At 56.8% G+C, this 21,457-nt stretch carries 15 protein-coding genes; 8 read left to right on the forward strand and 7 right to left on the reverse strand.

The features are described 5' to 3' along the window. Positions 1-2: 2 nt before the first annotated feature. Together ACR0J7_RS11670 and ACR0J7_RS11675 are read right to left on the reverse strand one after the other, a co-directional pair. The gene (locus tag ACR0J7_RS11670) at positions 3-977 is read right to left on the reverse strand and encodes a membrane dipeptidase (protein ID WP_480914364.1); all 975 of its coding nucleotides are present in this window, start codon (positions 975-977) and stop codon (positions 3-5) included. After that, a complete protein-coding gene (locus ACR0J7_RS11675) occupies positions 977-2,419 on the reverse strand; it encodes an aldehyde dehydrogenase family protein (RefSeq protein WP_480914366.1) in 1,443 nt (480 codons plus the stop codon). Before ACR0J7_RS11675 ends, ACR0J7_RS11670 begins: the two co-directional genes overlap by 1 nt. Positions 2,420-2,522: 103 nt before the next feature. On the opposite strand from ACR0J7_RS11675, the gene ACR0J7_RS11680 reads away from it, so the two are divergent. The 3 genes from ACR0J7_RS11680 (at position 2,523) to ACR0J7_RS11690 (ending at position 7,984) form a co-directional block, all read left to right on the forward strand. Continuing rightward, positions 2,523-3,428 (forward strand): LysR family transcriptional regulator, encoded by a 906-nt coding sequence (locus ACR0J7_RS11680; RefSeq protein WP_480914367.1) that lies wholly within the window; start codon positions 2,523-2,525, stop codon positions 3,426-3,428. Positions 3,429-3,524: 96 nt separating this feature from the next. Then, the gene (locus ACR0J7_RS11685) at positions 3,525-6,800 is read left to right on the forward strand and encodes an ATP-binding protein (RefSeq protein ID WP_480914369.1); all 3,276 of its coding nucleotides are present in this window, start codon (positions 3,525-3,527) and stop codon (positions 6,798-6,800) included. Positions 6,801-6,820: 20 nt separating this feature from the next. Further along, positions 6,821-7,984: a hypothetical protein gene (locus ACR0J7_RS11690; RefSeq protein ID WP_480520108.1), complete on the forward strand. Its 1,164-nt coding sequence runs from the start codon at positions 6,821-6,823 to the stop codon at positions 7,982-7,984. Here ACR0J7_RS11690 and ACR0J7_RS11695 read toward each other — a convergent pair. After that, positions 7,981-11,580 carry a flavoprotein gene (locus ACR0J7_RS11695; RefSeq protein ID WP_480914370.1) on the reverse strand — a complete coding sequence of 1,200 codons (3,600 nt, stop codon included), beginning with the start codon at positions 11,578-11,580 and terminating at the stop codon, positions 7,981-7,983. The genes ACR0J7_RS11690 and ACR0J7_RS11695 overlap by 4 nt on opposite strands. A gap of 318 nt (positions 11,581-11,898) precedes the next feature. Then, positions 11,899-13,476 (reverse strand): DUF5928 domain-containing protein, encoded by a 1,578-nt coding sequence (locus ACR0J7_RS11700; RefSeq protein WP_480483872.1) that lies wholly within the window; start codon positions 13,474-13,476, stop codon positions 11,899-11,901. A gap of 143 nt (positions 13,477-13,619) precedes the next feature. Between ACR0J7_RS11700 and ACR0J7_RS11705 the strand changes: the two genes are divergently transcribed. Next, positions 13,620-14,438, forward strand: coding sequence for a sulfotransferase family protein (locus ACR0J7_RS11705; RefSeq protein WP_209599235.1), 819 nt, complete (start codon positions 13,620-13,622; stop codon positions 14,436-14,438). Between the two features lie 127 nt (positions 14,439-14,565). Here the strand turns inward: ACR0J7_RS11705 and ilvD are convergent, their stop codons facing one another. Continuing rightward, entirely contained in the window at positions 14,566-16,398 is a 1,833-nt protein-coding gene (gene ilvD / locus ACR0J7_RS11710) for a dihydroxy-acid dehydratase (RefSeq protein WP_480488176.1), read from the reverse strand. Positions 16,399-16,506: 108 nt separating this feature from the next. Here ilvD and ACR0J7_RS11715 point away from each other — a divergent pair, with 108 nt between their 5' ends. From ACR0J7_RS11715 to ACR0J7_RS11730, 4 genes are all read left to right on the forward strand, one after another. Further along, complete coding sequence (locus ACR0J7_RS11715; protein WP_480483875.1) at positions 16,507-17,070, forward strand: helix-turn-helix domain-containing protein; 564 nt, start codon at positions 16,507-16,509, stop codon at positions 17,068-17,070. Beyond that, positions 17,067-17,336, forward strand: coding sequence for a CBU_0592 family membrane protein (locus ACR0J7_RS11720; protein WP_480483876.1), 270 nt, complete (start codon positions 17,067-17,069; stop codon positions 17,334-17,336). The genes ACR0J7_RS11715 and ACR0J7_RS11720 overlap by 4 nt, the downstream gene beginning before the upstream one ends. Positions 17,337-17,429: 93 nt before the next feature. Continuing rightward, on the forward strand, positions 17,430-18,284 hold the full coding sequence (gene sseA / locus ACR0J7_RS11725) for a 3-mercaptopyruvate sulfurtransferase (protein ID WP_480488175.1): 855 nt from the start codon (positions 17,430-17,432) through the stop codon (positions 18,282-18,284). Further along, on the forward strand, positions 18,284-19,468 hold the full coding sequence (locus tag ACR0J7_RS11730; RefSeq protein WP_480488174.1) for an amino acid aminotransferase: 1,185 nt from the start codon (positions 18,284-18,286) through the stop codon (positions 19,466-19,468). Before sseA ends, ACR0J7_RS11730 begins: the two co-directional genes overlap by 1 nt. A 72-nt stretch (positions 19,469-19,540) precedes the next feature. Here ACR0J7_RS11730 and ACR0J7_RS11735 read toward each other — a convergent pair whose 3' ends face one another. Together ACR0J7_RS11735 and ACR0J7_RS11740 are read right to left on the reverse strand one after the other, a co-directional pair. Next, complete coding sequence (locus ACR0J7_RS11735; protein WP_480900065.1) at positions 19,541-20,866, reverse strand: ammonium transporter; 1,326 nt, start codon at positions 20,864-20,866, stop codon at positions 19,541-19,543. Positions 20,867-20,899: 33 nt separating this feature from the next. Then, positions 20,900-21,238 carry a P-II family nitrogen regulator gene (locus ACR0J7_RS11740; RefSeq protein ID WP_209507249.1) on the reverse strand — a complete coding sequence of 113 codons (339 nt, stop codon included), beginning with the start codon at positions 21,236-21,238 and terminating at the stop codon, positions 20,900-20,902. Positions 21,239-21,457 lie beyond the last annotated feature (219 nt).

A 21,457-nucleotide genomic window follows, 5' to 3' on the forward strand; every position in this document is an offset into this window, starting at 1 on the left:
GGTTACCTTTGTGGGACGAAGTTCTCGGCAAAGAACCGATACCAGTTCCTGCCCATGATCCCGGCCACTTCGTCATCGTTCAGGCCGGTCGCGCGTAACCCTTGTTCGATGTTTCCAAAGTCTCGGTTGTCCTGAAACCAGCCCGGCATTGGTGGAAACCCCGGCGCAGAGGCCGAGCCTTCGCCATAGTCGATTTCTTTTGTCCACCGCCCCACACGCATCCATTCAACGATGCTGTCAGGCTGATCCTGGCACAGGTCAGTGCCGATCCCCAGATGACTGGCTCCATATTTGTCCGCAGTGCGGGCGATCATCTCGCAAAAGCTTTCCAGTGTGCAATCTGACTTGTCCTTCAAGTGGTGAGGGTAGACCGAAAAACCCAGCATCCCACCGTTTTCCGTCACGGCGCGGATAACATCATCTCGTTTGTTGCGCAGGGCCGGGGACCATTCGTGCGGATTGGCGTGTGTAATCGCGATGGGCCGGTCCGAGATTTCAGCCGCCTCGATCGTGGACCGGTCTGCCGAATGGCTCATGTCGACCACAAGGCCCACGCGGTTCATCTCTTTGATGACCTGCTTGCCCATGCGGGTGATGCCGGTGTCTTCGGCCTCATAACAACCGGTCGCCAGCAGGGATTGGTTGTTATAGGTCAGTTGCATGAACCGCGCGCCCAGATCGTGCAGGATTCCGACCAGCCCGATATCGTCTTCAATGGGCGAAGGGTTCTGAAATCCGAAAAACACGGCGGTCCGGCCTGTTTCACGGGCTGTGTCGATATCACTGGCCCACCGGCCTTTCATGATCAGATCCGGATATTGCTCGAACCAGCGGTTCCATTTCTCGAAGTTCAGAACCGTTTCGCGGAAATTCTCATGATAAGAGATGGTGACATGGATCGCGTCCACGCCCCCTTCGCGCAGTTGGCGGAAGATCTTTTCCGACCAGTTGGCGTATTGCAGCCCGTCGATCCGCATCAGACCGGGCCTGCGCTGATATAGGCGGTTTTGACGGTTGTATAGAATTCAGCCGCTGCCTTACCCTGTTCGCGCGGCCCGTACGAGCTGTCGCCCCGGCCACCGAATGGTACGTGGTAATCGGTGCCAGCGGTGGGCAGGTTGACCGTCACAACACCGGTGCGCGCGTTGCGGCGGAAATGGTTGGCGCGGGCCAGCGATTTGGTCACGATGCCCGAGGTCAGGCCGAAATTGGTGTCGTTGACCACACTCAGCGCCTCGTCATAGCTGCCGACCTTGATGACGGATGTCAGGGGCGCAAACATTTCTTCGCGGTTGATGCGCATGTCGTTGGTGGTGTTCAGGAAGACGCCCGGCGACATGTAGAACCCGTCATGGGGCATCTCCAGACGCTGACCGCCGCAGGCCAGCTCGGCCCCTTCGGATTTGCCCAGGTCGACATAGGCAAGGTTTTCATTCAACTGCTGCTGGCTGACGACGGGGCCCATCTGCACGCCTGCTTCCAGCGCGTGACCCACTTTCATTGCCTGCGCTCCGGCAACCAGTTTCTCGACAAAGGCATCGTGGATGCCCGCGTGAACCACCAGCCGCGATGAGGCGGTGCATTTTTGACCGGTACCGCCAAAGGCCCCGCCCAGCGCCAGAGTTACTGCCAGATCCAGATCGGCGTCGTCCATCACGGCCAGCGCGTTTTTGGACCCCATTTCCATTTGCACCTTGGTCAGGTTCTGGATCGCCGCGGCGGCGATGCCTTTGCCCACGGGCACAGACCCGGTGAAGGAAATCGCATTGACCTTGGGGCTTTCCACCAGACGTTGCCCGACCGAACGGCCCGAGCCCATCACAAGGCTGAACAAACCTTTCGGGATATCCTGACGTTCGATGATTTCAGTCAGGGCCACAGCCGAGGCGGGTGTGATGTTGGCGGGTTTCCACACCACCGCGTTGCCATAGCACAGCGCCGGGGCAATCTTCCACGAGGCGGTTGCAGTGGGGAAGTTCCACGGACTGATGATCGCAACTACGCCAACAGCTTCGCGGCGCACATCCACTTCGATATCGGGGCGCACGGAATCGGCGTTTTCACCGATCTGGCGCAGACACTCGGCGGCGTAATACGTGAAGAACTGACCGGCGCGGTAAACCTCGCCCTTGCCTTCGGCCAGCGGCTTGCCTTCTTCGCGGCTGAGCAGAGTGCCGAGTTCCTCGGCGCGGGCCATCAACTCGTTGCCGATGGCGTTCAGGACGGCCTGTTTTCGCTCCAGCCCGTAGGCAGCCCATTCGGCCTGCGCGACGCGCGCCTGATCCAGCGTCGCCTCAAGCTGATCGGCGCTGGCCTGTGTGAACATGCCAACCAGATCGCTTAGATCCGAAGGATTGCGGTTTTCAATTTCGCTTTCGCCCGCCAGCCATTCGCCGGCAATCAGGTTCAGTTTGGTCACGTCAGGCCCCAAATTCGCAAATTTCGATTTGGGCCAGGATGGAACTTTCGGCTAACATCAGTCAAACTCAAATAACTTTAGGAAGCTTCAGAAAGTTTGAAGTATGGCGATGAAAGTCGAGATGCTGCGGTGTTTTTGTACCGTGGCCCAAACCGGAAACCTTGCCGAGGCTGCCAGCCGTCTGGGTCGGACACAATCCGCCGTCTCAATGATGCTGAAGCAGTTTGAAGATCACTTGGGCAAGAAACTGTTTGAAGGTGAACGGAAAAATCACCTGTCGCCGCTGGGTCAGCAGGTTCTGGACCTTGCTCTCAAACAGGTGCGCGATTTTGATCAGACTGTTCAGAACATAGAAATGGCGGCGCAGGCGGAACATGGGTTGATCCGTATCGTATCCGTGCCGTCGGTGGGGGCCTTGGTCTTTCCCGCCTTGCTGGGACATATGACATCACGCTTTCCGGGGTTGAAGATCGAGTTGCGAGACGGGGATTCGCAACATGTTCTGGACGCCGTTGCCGGGGACAAGGCGGATATCGGCATTGCATCTGGCCATCATCCCCTGAATGGGGTCAGTGCCGAGCCGCTTTTTCAGGATCGTTTTGGACTGGTTGCAGCATCCGATCATCCGCTTATGACACGGGCCAAACCGCCCGAAATCTGTGACCTGATGGCGGCACCCTTCGTGCGAAACGCCTTGTGCGACATTATTGAATCCTCCTCGTTCAAAAAGATTCTGGACCGGGCCGAGGTCAGCATTCACAACACGCACTCGCTGATCACAACGGTCAGGGCAGGCGAGTGGATCACGGTCCTGCCGCAGACCGTCGCGCAATTCATCCCGGATGCGGTCGCCTTTCGCCCGATTTCAGATTTGCCAGACAAGCGAGAGGTATATCTTTACCGCCGGGAAAGAGCCCGCTTCCGCGAGATCACCCAGACGTGCTGTTCGTATGTCCTGACGAGCGGATTTGGAAATGCTGGCTTGGTACAAGAACGAGTACCGGATTAACCCTGCTCAAAATCACAAATTAATTTGGTTTTAGCAGACTCGAAGCGGTGCACATGCTAGGTTCCAGGATGAAGCGGGGGACTTCAGAGGGGCAACATGTCTCAGGACCTGAGGGGCTGGCTGAGCGCAATTGGATTAAACGAGTACGCGCAGGCCTTCGCAGACAACAAAATCGATTTCTCCATCCTGCCAGATTTGACGGCCGAGGATTTGATCGAAATCGGGGTGACGGCTGTCGGTGATCGGCGGCGGCTACTGCGCGCCATTGAACAGATTGATGCCAGCCAAACATCAGCAGAGCCTGAACCTGCCGCGCAGCTCGAGCCCGCGCGCCGACAGGTTACAGTGATGTTTGCCGATCTGACCGCATTCACGAAACTATCCAGCGAGCTGGATGCAGAAGATCTGCATGCGCTGCTGAATCAATTCTTCAGCAAAGTGGACAATGTCGTCGAAAAGTATGGTGGTCGTATAGACAAGCATATCGGTGATGCGGTCATGGCCGTTTTCGGAGCGCCGATTTCACATACCAATGACACCGAAAGGGCGGCGCGTGCTGCTGCCGAGATACATGCAGTTCTACCGACCTTGTCGCCGCCGCTTTCCTGCCACATCGGTATTGCGTCAGGTCAGGTCATTGCCAGTACGACCGGAAGTCAGTCGCATACGGAATACACCGTTACAGGGGATGGGGTGAATCTGGCGTCCCGCCTTACGGATATTTCCGCTGGGGGTGAGACTCTGGTTTCACATGACATTCAGCGCGCGTTGGGGCCGCTTTTCGTGGGCGAATCCATTGGTGTGAAGGTCATCAAAGGGCTGAATGATCCTGTCGAAGTTTGGCGTCTGGATCGATTGGCCCGGAACATTCGCACACGGCGTCACAAATTCATCGGGCGCGAGCGGGAGCTGTCGGTGTTCTCGGCCACATTCGACCGATGCAAACGCCACGGCAAGGGTGAAGTCCATGTGATTCTGGGTGAGCCCGGGATCGGGAAAACCCATTTGTCCGAGCAAGTCGCTGAACTGGCATCCGGCGAGTCCTACACGATCCACAACGGTGTCGTTATGGATTTCGGCGCGCGCGAAGGGCATTCGGCCATTCAGATGGTCGCCCGCAGCATTCTGGGTCTTGACCCGTCGGATGGCGCGGAAACAGTTGCCGCAGCGGCTAGGGACGCAATCGCCAGGGGCTGGGTCAGCCCCCCGAACGCCGCGCACCTCAATGCGCTGCTTGAGCTGGAGCAGGATTCGGGTCTGGCTGAGGTGTTTGCGGTGATGGACAATAAAACCCGCCTGCGCGGACGGCGGCAGGTCATTGAAGAGTTGCTGTCGGCCAGCAGCCAGGAAGCCCCCTTGCTGATCCAGATCGAGGACATCCACTGGGCCTCGCCCGAGATCCTGATGACCTGCTCTCATATAGCGGCGGCAACGCGGAATATCCCTTGCGTGTTGATGATGACAAGCCGGGCCGAAGGCGATCCGATTGACCGGGACTGGCAAATGGCAACCGATGGCGCGCTGGTGTCCAAGATGGAACTGGCGCCGATGGGGGAAGAACAGGCCAGACTGTTGGTCGAAGAATTCACGGCCATCGACCCCGAGTTGCTGGACACCTGTGTCAAACGCGCCGGGGGCAATCCGCTGTTTCTTGAACAGTTGTTGCGCAATACGGATGTACTTACCCAACAAAGCGTGCCCGGCAGTATTCAGGGGATCGTTCAGTCCCGACTGGATGCACTTGATCGAACCAGCCGCGCCGCCATTCAGGCAGCATCGGTATTGGGGCAGCGGTTCTCGCCAGAAGTTCTGAACTTCATTCTGGGTGAAGGGCATCTGGATACGACCAGCCTGATCCGATCCGCGCTGGTCCGAGAGGCAGGGCCTGACCTCATGTTCGCCCACGCGCTGATCCGGGATGGATCCTATGCGACGTTGGTCAAATCCGAGCGCGCGCGCCTGCACAGGCAGGCCGCCAAGTGGTTCGAGGATCGCGATGCGACCCTGTGCGCACAGCATCTGGACCGGGCCGGGGCGAATAACGCCGCGCAGGCGTATCTGGAGGCGGCAGACAAACTGATCCAGGCCTTCAGATTCGACGATGCCAGCCCATTGATCGAACGCGCCCTGGAACTGCCGTCCCCTGCAGGTGTCCGGTTCGACCTGCTGTGCGCTCGTGCTGAGACGCACAGGCTTCAGGGTCTGTCCGGCGACGCACTGCGTGAATTTCGGGAAGCTGCCCGGGTTGCCGAAACCGATGAGCAAATCAGCCGCGCGCATATCGGGCTGGCGCAGGCCGCACGGCAAGCCAGCCTGTATCAGGATGCCCTGGAGGCACTCGATATGGCTGAATCCGCCGCCGAGCGTTGCGGGTCAGAGCGGGATGTGGCTCAGATCAGCTACGTGCGCGGTAATGTTTATTTCCCTCTGGGCCGGGACAAGGAAGCGCTGAGCGCCAATGAACGCGCCCTGACGCTTGCCCGCAAACTTGGCTCTGCCCGCCTTGAGGTAGGGGCGCTAAGCGGATTTGGTGATGCAAACTTCATGAAAGCCACCATGAAGACAGCGACAGGCTTTTATACGCAGGCTGTTGAGCGGGCGCGCGAAAAAGGGCTGGTCCGCGATCTGGCTGCCAATCTGCACAATCTCAGCGTCGCGCGCAGTTACACCGGGGACGTCGCACAGGGCAAGGCGGACGCCATTGAGGCTATTGAAATCTCGCAAAAGTACTTTGCCTTTGTTCCGGAATGCGTTGCACAGACCTGCCTGGGCGTGGCCGAGACCTTTCTGGGCAACCTTGATCAGGCGCTGGACGCGTTCATTGTTTCAGCCGAAATTGCGGAACGCGTCGGGGCAAAACGTCTTGAGGCGCAGGCCCTTGAACACCTGGCGCGAACACAGGTTTATACCGGACAGTCAGACCGCGCGCGTACGACTGGGCGTCGCGCGGTTGAAATCGCGCTTGAACATGGGCGGAACTTTGTAGGGCCCAAGGCTCTGTCGGCTCTGGCAATGGCCGAGACCAACCCTGATGAGCAAACGCGCTTGTTGAACCTGGGGTCTGAAATCATTGCCGAGGGATGTGTGGGGCACAGTCACCTGCACTTTTACTCGGATGCCAGCGCCGTCATGCTGGCGCGCGGCGATTGGGACGCAGCAATTGAATATGCGGATGGGCTTGCAGCCTTCACGACTACCGAGCCTTTGCCAATGGTCGATTTATCCATTTGTCAAACACGACTTTTGGCTGAAAGCGGACAGCAGAACACTCCGCCAATACAACACGGGGGGTATGCCGATCTGACAACGCAGTTTGCCGCTATGGGTATCACGCAATCCCTTCTGGGTTCAGTGGGGTTTCTGGCTGATTAGGTGACACGGCAGGAGGCTGAATGAGCGTTGAAAGAAAGGTGTGGCTGATTTCTGGCTTGTTGACCCTTGGGCTTGGGGGTCTCTTGCTCAAACTTTGGATCGAACTGAATCATTTTGAGGGTGATCCCACTCAACTTCCGGATCAGGCATCAGTGGACGCATATCTGGAAAAACTGGATGCCGTGCCGGATTACCGCGTTAAAACGGGGATCTTCTTAAAATCATTCAGCTTTCTTGGTGCCAGCGACGTGCAGGTCACCGGTTACGTCTGGCAGCGCTACATCACAGGTGTTCATGATGAGATCCGTCCGGCCGAGGGTGAGATCGGTTTTCTTCTGCCGGAAGCGGTCGATACAGCAAACGGCCTGATCGAAGAGGCCTATCGGCTGCCGCAACAAGATGGGTTGCTGATCGGGTGGTATTTTGAACAAACCCTTCGGCAGAGTTTTGACTACACCCGCTACCCCTTTGATCACAAAACGGTCTGGGTGCGCTTCTGGCCCGCATCTTTTGACATCAATGTTGCGCTGGTTCCTGACTTTGAGGCTTATTCCGCGACCGGTCCGGATGATATTTTCGGCATCGACAGTCAGATCGTGATGGGTACGTGGGAACGTGAGAACACCTATTTCGACTATAAGTTGTCAAGCCTGGATACGACGTTGGGCATCGCTCAGAACGCCTATCAAACCAACATGCCCGAGCTGCATTATAACTTTGTCATCAAACGCAATTTCGCAAACGCGTTCATCGTGCACATGGTCCCGCTGCTTGTCGTGACAATGCTGCTGTTTGGGGCGCTGATGACCGTCACGCGCCGCGAGGGGCTGGCCGATCGGCATGACTTCAGCACGTCCAGTGTAATCGGAACCTGCTCGGTTCTGTTTTTCGTGATCCTGTTGGCCCATGTGCAGCTGCGTGAAGGGTTCGCAGGTTCTCCTGTGATCTATATGGAGTCGTTCTTTTTCCTGATGTACTTCATGCTGCTGGCAGTTTCGGTCAATACATACCTGTTTGCGTCCGACGTTGAGACGTCGTTGCGGATCATCCACTATCGGGACAACCTTATTCCCAAGGCCGGGTTCTGGCCGTTCGTCCTGCTTTGTATGGTGGTGATCACGGCCTATAATCTCAGTTCCAAGGAAAGCCCGAAACCGCCACCAGTCAGCACAGTGGAAAACTAGATAGCCGGCTCGAATCCGGGCTTGGGTTCACCCTGCGCCATATCCAGCGTGTAGTCGCTGATGACATCTGATTTGCCGTCACGCCAGTTTTGCATGTACTTTTCAGGATCGGCGATCACATAGGCGTAGGCGGGTTTCATCACGCCATCCAAGATCACGTTGATCTTTTTGCGGATATAGACGTTCTTGGACGAGCCCGGACCATGATAACCTTCCAGCTTGTCCAGCTCGTGCAGGCCCGATTCCGTCACTCGGTAAACCTCTCCGCTTACTTGTTTGCCCATGCCCTGCTGATCGACAAGGGTCGCCATTCGGTGCAGGAAGCCACAGTTCGGATTGTCGCAGTACGGTTCATTTGGAACGATCAGGGGCATTGGTTGCCGCGTGCGGGCAGGCCCGACGAAGTCATTCAAGACCCGGCTGTGTGCCTCATGGTTCGGGAACCCCTGTTTCAGGGAGCCGTATGTGAAATACAGATAGGTGGGTTCCTGAACGGCAATAAAGGTTTCGTCACGGCCCTGTTCCGCGTTTTTTATCTTAAGATTGTGATCCTGCGCCCAAGCATCCAGCATGGTCCGGATTTCGGGTGCGATATCCACGCCCTGAACAAATTCAATGCACGAGGTTGCATCCATGCCTTTGGCGCGCAACAGGATGTCGACCATCCTTGGGGCTTTGTTCATCACAGCCACATGCAATGCCGTGAAACCGTGATCGTTGACGATATTGACGTCGATATCGCGGTCAATCAAATCCTGTGCCGCTTCATAGTCTGGCTTGCCCAGATCGTGACCGCCTTCGTTCAACTCTCCTTCGCCACCGGCCGCATAATGCAGCAATGAATCGCCGTGGGCCTCGTCCACGATATTGATGCCCACGACACCTTCATCGATGGCGCGGAACACACGTTTCCATTCATTGATATCATCAGCGGCGGCAGCCTCTCGGGCCCATTTGCACACGCGGTATTTTTGGTCGTCCAGTTCTTCGAACGCTTCGCCCAATGCTTCCATGATCTGGTCAGGTGTGGCCATCATGCCAATCCCCATCCGACCGTTTGACAGCCGGCCTTCCCGGGGACCTATGAAATCAATGCCCAGCGTCTTCAGTCTTGCGACATTGTTCTGGGTGGTGATGTTGTTCCACATATTCGTGTTACAGGCCGGGCACAGGATCACGGGCTTCTTCTGGTACTGCCACGCCACAAAGACCGAGGTCAGAAGGTTATCGGCGATCCCGTTTGCCACTTTGCCCATGGTGTTGCAGGTGATAGGAGCGACGATCACGCAATCGGCCCAGTCGCATAGCGCCAGATGAGACGCTCGCACCGGCATGTCGAATTCCATGTAACGGAAGTTCCATTCATCATCGTCGCGGTAGTAGTCGTTATGGGTGATCTTGGCGTCGATCCGTTCAGCGCCGAAGTCCCGAAAGAACTTCTCGGCCGAAGTGGAAGGGATCAGTTTGACATTGTGTCCGGCGTCGACGATGCGCTCAACCAGTTCGGGGATCTTGTCTGCCGCTGATGATCCGCAGGCACAAAGCAGCACGTTGCGTTTGCCGCTGCTTACCTGGTTCATCACACCTTTGGGATAGCCGAACATGTTCTTGTTCAGGCTGGGCGTCTCTTCAAGCTTGGAAACGGGAAGACCCGCTTCGATCATGCGGTCCTGAAGGTGACCCGCCTTGATCATGTCCACAATGTCTTCCAGCTTTTCGCCTTTGCTGATGCATTGGCCTTGGAAAAACAGGTAGGGAACTTTGGGTTTTTCACCTAAAGATATCAGCTGACGTCGCATCTTTATCGCGTTGGGGTCGCGACCGCCCACATCTACCTGCTTTACGCTGGTCGCACCGATGTTCGAAAGAACACTTCTGAGCATGTAGGACCACGGGTCTTCATCTTCATAAAACAGAACCATGGGGTTGTTCCGGATAATGCTGGCGACATCCCCGGGATCTTCGGGCGGCTCAACTGTTTCGATCACCAGCAAAGCCGGGTCCTCCAGATCGCGCAGGCCGCGGAAGATGTTGCCACGAGGGGCTTGCCAGACCTGTGACGTTGCGGGGCTCATGTCGACGATCGTCACAAGGTCGGTTGCTTCATCATATGCGATACACAGGCACCAGAATTCTTCGAGCAACGCGGTTTCCCGGTAAACGTTTACCGGCGGGCGGATGGCTTCGATCCCGGTTACCCGATTAAAGTCGATATTGATCATCAGGTGACGGTCCGTGTTGGCGTCCAGGCCCTGTAGTTGCATCTTGAACCAGTCTTCGGGGGTAAGGATCGATGTGTCCTCGCGCGTTCCGAAACTGCGAAGTGAACTGCTCAGGTGTATGTTTTCAGCCGCGTTCAGATATTTCTGGGCCATGTTGTGCATGTCCGCGGCCGTGGCCACCCGTGAGACAACATCCGTGAAAGAGGCTTCGGTGGCCCGCAGCAGCTCGTCTTCGTCCACCTTGTCATCGCCGTGAATGGCCAGGCTTTCCACCAACACACCTAAGGAGTTCATGTTCGGAGTGGCGCGGCGGAACAGGTTGCGCCGTTTCTTGGGGTCTTTTGCCAGATAGAGCGTGCTGTCGACATAGTTGCATCGTTGCTTGAATGTCTTCAGATGCGTCTTGACCGCGGCACGCGCCGAGAAGCGCAGAATGCCACGCGACCGCATCGAGGTTCCGTCACGGTCCGACATCGCCTTCCAAAGCCGGTCTGCGGTTGTAACCCAAAGCTTGCCGTATTTCTCAGGATGTACGTCCATCATGTGCACCAGCCCAGTGCTTGGGTTGCACTTGGCGATTACGGCAAAATGCCCGCCCGGCATATTCGCTTTGCCATGGGCGACGCCGACCTGAAAATTCGCCACCAGAATATCATTGTCACCACCCAGCCGGTTGGATTCGTCAATCGCATCCAGCAACAGCTGCACGTTTGTCGTGTCCTCGTCCATGAAATAGGCCTGAACCTGAACACTGTCCCGCAAGCCCTGCGAATGAATGTAGGTACAGGCGACGTCAAACAGCTCACCCAGTGAGATACCGTCATTGACGACGAAAGACGAAGGCAGCGCGCATTCACGGAAAATGTCGTTCACTTCGCAACTGAAGCCCAACGCGGACATGCTGAGGGCGGCAGCCGTCACGCTGCAACAATTGATCGGCTGCTGGAAGTTCTGCAATTGAACACTGACCAGATCGCCGAACATCGTGGCGAAGCAGGGTTGCCGGATTTCCTCTGGTATCTGACGCCAGTTCTCGCTGGACAGAAAAGCCACCCGCGATCCGTCCAGCGCGAGCGCTTCGAGGCTGACGGGAATGTCTGATATCTGAAGGTGCTCTTCATAGAAATAGTCACCGACATCCGCGCTGGCCAAAGGATTACCGTTCTGCCGCAGCTGAACCACACCGCGCAGAACAACATACATGCCGCTTGCTGGCAGAACCGTGTTGTCGGTCACCTCGATACATTCGAAATGACGGTTGATGACTGACGGGTCGGCAATCTTGGCCTCGCCCGGCAGAACCTTGTATATCAGGTTCCAGTCTGCGTCATTTGGGATATATGATCTGGATGTTTCAATTTGATCTATAAGCACAACTGTTCCCCCCGGAGTTGCGTTTCAAATGTCTAATTGCGGCCAGCAGGGGCTTTCGGGTTTTCGATGCGCAGATACCCGTCATTCAGAATTAAGGACGCGTCTGTTTTTGCCTTTCACTGGCCAGGGCCGGCCTGCCAAAGAGAAAAAGTATAAGCAAATTGGCCCAATTGGCTGCACAGTATCCGATTTTTGAATAAAAATCACGATGGCAGTGATGTTGGGTTTTAGGCTGTCCTTTCCGACAGGCAAATATGCGGTGCACCCAATGCAGCAAAGGGGGCCGAAAAGCTGTCGGATGTCAGGCTGACTTTCCGTTTAGTCGGCGAACAGGTAGTCCAGCCGCATCACCGCGTCGGCCTTTTCTTTGTCCACCCCAAGAAATTCGGATATGACAGCTATGTTTTCGGCGCGCTGGGCGGTTTCCCGCAGTCGCAGGTAATTGTCCAAACCGGCGGCGCGGATTTGTTGGGACTCGTAACTCAGGTCGTTGCGAAGTGTCGGCAGCAGATGGGAAACAGTCTCAACCGGGCTGTTGTCACCCGCCAATCCGACGCGCCGCGCGTGGCCAATCAGGTATTCGTCCGAGTATTCGCATTCGACCTCAAGCACATGGGTTTTGGCCTGATCACCGCTGAAATCCTGAACAACGTCCAGATTGGCCGGGTCGAGGCACAGAACCAACTGGTCTGATCCGAAACTTTCGAAAAGCATTCGTACAACAGCCCGCCGATGGCGCGAGCGCTTGGTCAGCGTCGTTTCAATACCACCCAGATCAGGCAGTTGAGTTTCCTCTTCGTTAAACAGGTATTCGACGCAGGGGATATCTGTTTCAGACGCGATCTGATCGACCAGCCTTTTGGCGACATGCCACTTCTTGCACACGATCACAAACAGCTCTCGGTCGGGGCCCAGAACACTTCCGGCCTCCCAGAAACGTTGCCCGAACCGGCGCCCGATGCGCCCCCGGCCGGCCAGAAACGCATACAGACTGCGCCCCTCGTTCGAGATGGAAAAGTCGATGCCCTCACTCGCGTAAAGTGAGCCGAGACGCTCTTTCAGCTCATGCGCCTCTGGGCTGATCTTGCGGGCAAACAAATAGTCCTGACCCAGAAGCATGTCATAGTGATCGTTGTAGAACGTGACGGGCATTCCATAATCCGAAAACATCAGAAATGTCGGAGTACGGTTTTCGATCTCACCCTTCGGGATCAGATGGCGTACCAGCGTTTGAAAGAAGGTTTCATCGGGTATCCAGGTGGTCGCAAAAAACCGGATCACGTCCCTGCGCTGTCGCAGGAAGTCCAGAATCATTTCGACCGTTCGGCGGCGCAGACACCACCATTGGCTGCCGATCATCACTTGAACGTCTTCGGGAATTCGCCGCGTCAGCCCGAAACGCTTCTGCGTTTCATAGGCAGCGTAGAACAGTTTCGGCTGGGTGCGTTCATTGAAATAATGGCGATAGATCAGCCGGTCTTCTTTCATGCCGGTCTTGATCCAGTCGCTTTCGAAAAAGTCGTGGCTTTCGATGAAATCCTTGTCGTGATCATCCAGAAATCGATGGGTGTATTCTGCCGTTTTGATCGCCATGCAATCACCGGACAGCATGTAAAAATGCGTGGCGCGGGGGAAGGTTTCGACGGCGGCCTGCAAGGCGTTCAGCGTGGCCTGCACCAGCGACCACTCTCCCCAGCCGCATTTGATGCGCCTTTTTGCAAAGGTCACGTTCGGATTTTGAGCCAGCGCGGAACGGATGCGCCCGTAAGCTTCGGGGCTGGCGCTGGCGTCAAAGTGGATCGCCATGCAATCGCCCGCAGCGGTCAGCTGTTCAGCCTGTGCAATGATTGCATCAGGGTCCTTATGGCATAGCAATATATAAGCAATCTTCGCCATCGAGGTTAGGTAATTTCCGTTTCTGCCCGGTTTCAACCGTGATACTGAGGATGAGCGATTGAATAAACAGAATAATTTTGGTTCCTTGTTATCAAAAGCTGGCATATCGGTTTGAGACCAGACCAGCGTAGGAGGCACAGCAGATGGGTTTTCCCGGTACCTGGATGACCGAGAGCGAAAGCATGGTGTACCGCGTCGTGCCCAAATGCGCCTGCTCGACCATTGGGCAGATCATGTATTATTCGGATCACGGCCAGTTCTTTGACGGTGACATCCATGACGCCAAGGATGGCATGCACAAATGGGCCTTTGATCAGAGCCAGGATCTGATTTCCAAAAATGTGCGCGATCATGCTTCGTATTCCTTTACCTGTGTGCGCAACCCATACACGCGTATTCTGAGCTCGTTTTTCGACAAGATCTGCGGGATTCAGCGCAACGGCAAACGGTATCGTGGCAATCTGGTGCCGACGCTGATCTACAATTACGGGATCGAGGTGGGCGGTGACGATGGCAAGGGAGAGTTTGACCAAATCGCCAGCTTTCGCCGGTTCCTGCTGTTTGCGCGGGATACCATCCGCTGGCGACGCCCGATGGACCCGGACATTCACTGGTCGGCCATGTCTGGTCACGTGTCGACCTTCATCGTGAACGGTGGCCGTTATGATCGGATCTTCTGGACCGAAGCGTTCAACGACGGGATGCAGGGTGTCTTGGACAATACCAAGCTGAAGCATTCAGTTTCGCTGTCCGAAATACCCCGGTTCAACGAATCCGAAGGCCATGGCCCCAAGCGCGCACATCCGGTCGAGGATTATTTCGACGACCTGTCGATGCATCTGGTCTATGAGATCTACAAGCAGGATTTCGAGTTGTTCAAATACGATTTCGAAAACCCGGCCAACAAGATGCCGATCGGCGAAATCGATCTGGACGAAATTCACGCCAAGCTGGGCGATTGATCTTAAGGCTGGATGCCTCGTCCTCTGTCAACGTTTCTTGCGAAACATCTGCTCTGGTTGGCCCGAGAGCGCCTGTGCATGATCGGCTTACCGGTCCGCCACGTCAGCAGACCGATAATGCATAGGTTTAGACCTGACGCACGGCTCCTTTTGCCGCGCTGGTGGTCAGCTTGGCATAGGCCTTCAGCGCGGTAGACACCTTGCGTTTGCGCGGCGCAGCAGGCACCCAGCCTTTTACGTCCTGTGCTTCGCGCCGGGCGGCAAGCTCTTCATCTGACACGGCCAGATTGATCGAGCGGTTGGGGATGTCGATTTCAATCGTGTCGCCATTCTGGACCAGGCCAATCTCTCCGCCTTCAGCCGCCTCGGGCGAGACATGGCCGATCGACAGACCGGATGTTCCGCCCGAAAACCGCCCGTCGGTTAGCAGGGCGCAGGCTTTGCCCAGACCCTTCGATTTCAGATAGGATGTCGGGTACAGCATTTCCTGCATCCCCGGACCGCCACGCGGGCCTTCATAGCGGATCACCACCACGTCGCCCTCTTTCACCTTGCCAGTGAGAATATCGCTGACTGCCTGATCCTGGCTTTCGCACACGTAAGCCGAGCCAGTGAATTGCAGGATATTGGCATCCACACCAGCGGTTTTCACGATGCAGCCGTCGCGGGCGATGTTACCGAACAGAACCGCCAGACCACCGTCCTGACTGAACGCGTGTTCCTTGGACCGGATCACGCCGCCCTTGCGATCAGTGTCCAGTTCCTTGAACCGGTTCGACTGGCTGAACGCCTGTGTGGTGCGCACACCGCCGGGGGCGGCCTTGAACAGTTCCTGTGCCTTGGGGTTGTTGGCGATGGTGATGTCCCAGTTGGCAATCGCCTCTCCCATCGTGGCCGAATGCACGGTGCTGCATTCGTTGTGCAGCAGGCCCGCACGGCTGAGCTCACCCAGGATCGAGAAGATACCACCGGCACGGTGGACGTCTTCCATATGCACATTTTCGGTGTTGGGCGCGACTTTGCAGAGGCAGGGAACACGACGGCTGAGGCGGTCCATATCGGCCATGGTGAAGTCAACTTCACCCTCATGCGCGATGGCCAGCAGGTGCAGCACCGTGTTGGTCGATCCACCCATGGCGATATCAAGGCTCATGGCATTTTCGAACGCATCAAAGGTGGCAATCTCACGGGGCAGAAAGCCTTTTTCATCCAGATCGTAATGGCGCTTGGTAATCTCGACGATCCTGCGGCCGGCTTCAAGGAACAGTTCTTTGCGGTCTGCGTGCGTCGCCAGAGTCGAGCCGTTACCCGGCAGGGCCAGACCCAGCGCCTCGGCCAGACAATTCATCGAATTCGCGGTGAACATGCCCGAACATGAACCACATGTGGGGCAGGCGTTTTCTTCGATGTGCTGAACCTGTTCGTCGGTGAACTTGTCGTTCGCAGCGGCCACCATAGCGTCCACAAGGTCAATCTTCTTGGCTTCCAGATCGGCGATGTCGATCTTGCCCGCTTCCATCGGACCGCCTGAGACGAAAATGGCCGGGATGTTCAGACGCATGGCGGCCATCAGCATGCCGGGAGTGATCTTGTCGCAGTTCGAAATGCAGACCATAGCGTCCGCACAATGGGCGTTGACCATATATTCGACCGAATCCGCGATCACTTCGCGTGAGGGCAGCGAATACAGCATCCCGTCATGGCCCATGGCGATACCGTCATCCACGGCGATCGTGTTGAACTCTTTCGCCACGCCACCTGCGGCTTCGACCTCGCGCGCGACCATCTGGCCCAGGTCCTTCAGATGCACGTGACCCGGCACAAACTGGGTGAATGAGTTGACGATGGCGATGATCGGTTTGCCGAAATCGTCGTCACCCATACCTGTGGCCCGCCAAAGGCCACGTGCGCCAGCCATGTTGCGGCCATGGGTAGAGGTTCTGGATCGGTACATTGGCATGATGCTGTTTTCCCTGTTGCCTCGGGTTGCATAATTCGGGGTTCGTACGTTATAGCGCACGTAGCACATGTGCGTTATAACGTACAAGGTAAATCGCAGGGCGCGGGTATGGCTATGGACGACATTACGCTGAAATTACGGGATGTGCGGACAGCTTCGGGGTTGAGCCTGTCCAAAGTCGCCGAGATGACCGGGGTCAGCAAAGCCATGCTTGGCCAGATTGAGCGCGGCGAATCGAGCCCAACGATCGCCACGCTTTGGAAAATCGCCAAAGGCTTTCAGATACCGCTCAGCGGGTTGATCGACACAACGCTGGGCGATCCATCGGTCTTTCAGACTGTAACCTTTCCCGGCAGTATCGAGGTCAAGATCGTCTTTCCCTTCGATCCCGCACTGGGAGCCGAGACTTTTCACGTGAACCTTGCCGCGAACCAAAGCCACGAATCCCCGGCTCATGCCGCCGGGGTGACCGAGGAAGTATTTGTCCTCAGCGGTACTTTGGAAATTCTGCGTGGCGAGGAATGGGTGCCCTTACAGGCCGGGCAGGGGTTGCGCTTTGCTGCGGACCTGCCGCACGGGTATCGCGCCGGTTCGCAAGGAGCCGCGTTTCTAAACATGCATCACTATGCGCAACACACTGAATCTCCTGAAAATGGCACGGCCCAGATATGACGGCTATCTTTGACACACTTACCATCGTGGATGCCATTGGCTCATTCGGGGCGCTGATCGTGGTGGCGGCGTATTTCGCGACGCAGATGCGGATGATGAATTCCGATGACCTGGCCTTTCCGGTGATCAACCTGCTGGGGTCTGTCCTGATCGTCTTTTCGCTGCTTGAGAATTTCAATCTGGCCTCGATGCTGATCGAAGGGTTTTGGATTGTGATCAGTGTCATCGGCATCATCCAGCATTTCCGCCTGCGCAAGGCGCGATAATTCCTGAGGTCAACAAGCGCTAGCGCTATCCAGCCTTGAACGCCCATGCCACGGGGTATAGGGAAACCCCAAGCTCGCTTAGGGGAGGCTTTGATGCAGGACGATCCAAAAACCCTCGTATCCACCGAATGGCTGGCCGCGCATATGAAAGACCCGGATCTGCGGATTCTGGACGGGTCGTGGTATTTGCCCGCGCAAAACCGTGATGCCAAGGCCGAATATGATGCCGGGCATATCCCCGGAGCACGGTTCTTCGATATTGATGAGATATCAGATCACCGTTCCGACTTGCCTCATATGGCGCCACCGGTCGAAAAATTCATGTCACGCCTGCGGGCCATGGGTGTCGGTGATGGTCATCAGGTTGTGGTTTATGATGGTGCCGGGCTGATGTCCGCAGCGCGCGTTTGGTGGCTGTTCCGTCTTATGGGGCAGGAAAACATCGCGGTTCTGGATGGGGGTTTGCCAAAATGGCAGGCCGAGGGGCGCGAGATCGAGGATCTGCCTCCGGTCATTCGCGACCGCCACATGACCGTTCGCGTGCAAAACCAGCTTGTCCGGGACGTCACGCAAGTTTCCGCCGCCGCCAAGCTGGCGGATCACGAAATCATCGATGCCCGCTCGGCCGACCGATTTGCCGGAACCGCACCCGAGCCGCGCGAAGGGCTGCGTTCGGGCCATATTCCGGGCTCGCGCAATGTGCCCTTTGGGCAGTTGTTGAACGCCAACGGAACAATGAAGTCGCCCGAGGACTGCCGCGCCATATTCGAGGCTGCAGGCGTCGATCTGTCTAAGCCGGCGATCACCTCTTGCGGTTCGGGTGTCACGGCCGCCATTCTCAGCCTTGCGTTGGAACGCATGGGCAAGAAAGACCACTCGCTTTATGACGGCTCCTGGGCTGAATGGGGTGCCTTCCCGACCCTGCCCGTCGCAACCGGAGAGAACTGATGTTCGAGAACCTGAAACCGCAGCCCGCCGACAAGATTCTGGCGCTGATGCAGATGTACCGCGAAGACCCGCGTGATCAGAAGATCGATCTGGGTGTTGGTGTTTACAAGAATGCCGAAGGCGTGACGCCGGTGATGCGCGCGGTGAAAGCCGCCGAACAGCGCATCTGGGAAGAACAGGAAACCAAGGCCTATACCGGTCTGGCCGGTGATCCGGCCTATGCGGATGCGATGATCGGATTGATTTTGGGTACTTCGGTGCCGCGTGGCAACATCGCCGCAGTGGCGACACCCGGAGGCACCGGCGCCTGCCGTCAGGCGTTCGAGTTGATCCGGATGGCGAACCCTTCGGCACGTGTGTTTGTGTCGAACCCGACCTGGCCCAACCATCTGTCGATCCTGAATTACCTGGGGATGGAAACCGTTCAGTATCGTTACTTCGATGAAGAGACCCGGGGCGTCGATTTCGATGGGATGATCGCAGACCTGAAATCCGCCAAAGCGGGTGACGTGGTTTTGCTGCATGGCTGCTGCCACAATCCGACCGGTGCCAATCTGAACATGGTGCAATGGCAGGAGGTTGTGAACCTGATCAATGCGCTGGGCCTCGTTGCGATGATCGACATTGCCTATCAGGGTTTCGGTGACGGTCTGGAAGAGGATGCGCAAGGCGTGCGGCTGGTGGCCTCATCGGTAAAGGAATGTCTGATTGCGGCGTCATGTTCCAAAAACTTCGGCGTTTATCGCGAGCGCACCGGGTTGCTGATGGCCGTCAGTGACAACGCGGCTGAAACGGCGTTGAATCAGGCCACGCTGGCGTTTTTGAATCGCCAGAACTATTCCTTCCCGCCTGACCACGGCGCGCGCGTGGTGACGACCATTCTTATGGATGAGGCGTTGCGGGCAGACTGGGCAACTGAACTGGAAGAGGTTCGGCTGTCCATGCTGGGCCTGCGCCAGCAATTGGCTGACGAGTTGCAGCGTCTGGCCGGATCCGACCGGTTTGGGTTCATCGCCCAGCACCGCGGAATGTTCTCGCGTCTTGGGGCGGCACCGGAACTGGTCGAGAAACTGCGCGTTGAACACGGTATCTACATGGTCGGCGACAGTCGCCTGAACATTGCCGGGCTGAACGCAGCGACTGTGCCGATTTTGGCCAAAGCAATTGTGGATGTCGGGGTTTAAACGCCGACGCGACATTCGAAACGGAAACCCGGGCGCGAACGCCCGGGTTTTTTTGTCAGGTGGCGGCAAGGCTTAGCCTTTCGAGAATTCGGGGTATGCTTCCATTCCCAGTTCCGCCATGTCGAGGCCGTTGATCTCATCCTCTTCGCTGACACGGATGCCGACGGTGGATTTCAGGATCGTCCACAGGATCAGTGCGCCGACAAAGGTGAAAACGCCGTATGCGACGATGCCCAGTAGCTGCGCGCCCAGGCTTGCGTCACCGTAGAAGACGACGGCGATGGTGCCCCAGATGCCACAGAACAGGTGGACCGGGATGGCACCGACAACATCATCGATCTTGAACTTGTCCAGCATCGGGACCGCGAAGACCACGATAATACCACCCACGGCACCGATCCACAGGGCACCGAACAGGGTTGGGGCCAGCGGTTCGGCCGTGATCGAGACCAGACCCGCCAGCGCGCCGTTCAGCACCATCGTCAGGTCGGGCTTCCTGTACAGAACCTGAGTCAGGATCAGCGCTGCAACCGAGCCCGAAGCAGCCGCCATGTTGGTGTTGGCAAAGATGCGTGACACGTCCGATACATCACCCACTGTTCCCATCGCCAGCTGCGAGCCGCCGTTGAATCCGAACCAACCCAGCCACAGGATGAACGTTCCCAGGGTCGCCAGCGCCAGGTTAGAGCCGGGCATCGGGTGAACTTTGCCATCTTTGTACTTGCCGATCCGCGGGCCCAGGATAAGGGCCCCTGCCAGCGCAGCCCAGCCACCGACCGAGTGTACGATGGTCGAACCGGCAAAGTCCGCGAAGCCCTTGGCATCCAGCCAGCCGCCGCCCCATTTCCATGAACCGGAAATCGGGTACATGATGCCTGTCAGCACGATGACGAAGATCAGAAAGGGCCAAAGCTTGATCCGTTCCGCCACGGCGCCGGAAACGATGGATGCGGTCGCGGCCACGAACACAAGCTGGAAGAAGAAGTCTGAACCGACCGAAGCATAGTCCAGTGCCGCATCCGCCGGCGCAACACCAACCGCATCAAGCGTTGTGGTCGAGAAGAACGGGCCAAGCCAGCCCGTGATGGACCAACCGTCGCCGGGATACATCAGGTTGAACCCGATCAGCCAGTACATGATTGCGGCAAATGAAAACAATGCCACGTTCTTGATCATCTGCATGGCAACGTTCTTGGATCGTACCAGACCGCCTTCCAGCATGGCGAAACCTGCGGCCATGAAGAAAACAAGAAAGCCCGCCATCAGAAACAGCAGCGTGGTAAAGATATACTGGGTGTGCTGTGCCGCTTCGCCGGTTGCGGCGGCCTCTTGCGTAAGACCCATCTGCGGCAGCGCAACAATGGCGGCGGCAGGGATGAGAGATTTCATCAGGTTCATTGTCAGTCCTCGAATGATTGTGAGTGGGCGCACTTACAGCGCGTCCTCGTTGGTTTCCCCGGTACGCACACGCATCGCCTGTTCGACATCGAGGACAAAAATCTTGCCGTCACCGATCTTGCCGGTTTTGGCGGTTTTGGTGATGGTCTCGACGATCTGGTCGGCCATTGTCGCAGGCACCACGATCTCAAGCTTGATCTTGGGCACGAAGTTCACCGCATATTCGGCACCACGATAGATTTCGGTGTGACCGGACTGCGAGCCGAAGCCCTTGATCTCGGTTACCATCATGCCGCGCACGCCAGCCTCGGTCAGTGCTTCGCGCACCTCCTCCAGCTTGAACGGCTTGATTGTCGCAATGATCAGTTTCACGTCTTTCCCCTCTGATTGTCCGGTGGGACCGGCTTGTTTGCACCTGCAGAAAAAAAGCGCGCCGCGGCGCAGTAAGAAACGCTTTCGGGGCCAAAACCTGTCGGAAAATAATGCGAAGTTGCACAATTTTTGCACAACACAGTCGTTGCGACTAATAATTGAGCACTATAGAGAGGGGAAATTCCGGAAATTCGGACCTCTACATACTGCGGTTGTCGA

It is taken from the genome of Ruegeria sp. O4, from assembly GCF_056535125.1.

Bases quoted from the DNA above. Each gene is read 5' to 3' on its own strand.
- ACR0J7_RS11670 (WP_480914364.1), bottom strand. From the start codon at position 977: ATGCGGATCGACGGGCTGCAATACGCCAACTGGTCGGAAAAGATCTTC.
- ACR0J7_RS11680 (WP_480914367.1), top strand. From the start codon at position 2,523: ATGGCGATGAAAGTCGAGATGCTGCGGTGTTTTTGTACCGTGGCCCAA.
- ACR0J7_RS11685 (WP_480914369.1), top strand. From the start codon at position 3,525: ATGTCTCAGGACCTGAGGGGCTGGCTGAGCGCAATTGGATTAAACGAG.
- ACR0J7_RS11690 (WP_480520108.1), top strand. From the start codon at position 6,821: ATGAGCGTTGAAAGAAAGGTGTGGCTGATTTCTGGCTTGTTGACCCTT.
- ACR0J7_RS11700 (WP_480483872.1), bottom strand. From the start codon at position 13,476: ATGGCGAAGATTGCTTATATATTGCTATGCCATAAGGACCCTGATGCA.
- ACR0J7_RS11705 (WP_209599235.1), top strand. From the start codon at position 13,620: ATGGGTTTTCCCGGTACCTGGATGACCGAGAGCGAAAGCATGGTGTAC.
- ilvD (WP_480488176.1), bottom strand. From the start codon at position 16,398: ATGCCAATGTACCGATCCAGAACCTCTACCCATGGCCGCAACATGGCT.
- ACR0J7_RS11715 (WP_480483875.1), top strand. From the start codon at position 16,507: ATGGCTATGGACGACATTACGCTGAAATTACGGGATGTGCGGACAGCT.
- ACR0J7_RS11720 (WP_480483876.1), top strand. From the start codon at position 17,067: ATGACGGCTATCTTTGACACACTTACCATCGTGGATGCCATTGGCTCA.
- sseA (WP_480488175.1), top strand. From the start codon at position 17,430: ATGCAGGACGATCCAAAAACCCTCGTATCCACCGAATGGCTGGCCGCG.
- ACR0J7_RS11730 (WP_480488174.1), top strand. From the start codon at position 18,284: ATGTTCGAGAACCTGAAACCGCAGCCCGCCGACAAGATTCTGGCGCTG.
- ACR0J7_RS11735 (WP_480900065.1), bottom strand. From the start codon at position 20,866: ATGAACCTGATGAAATCTCTCATCCCTGCCGCCGCCATTGTTGCGCTG.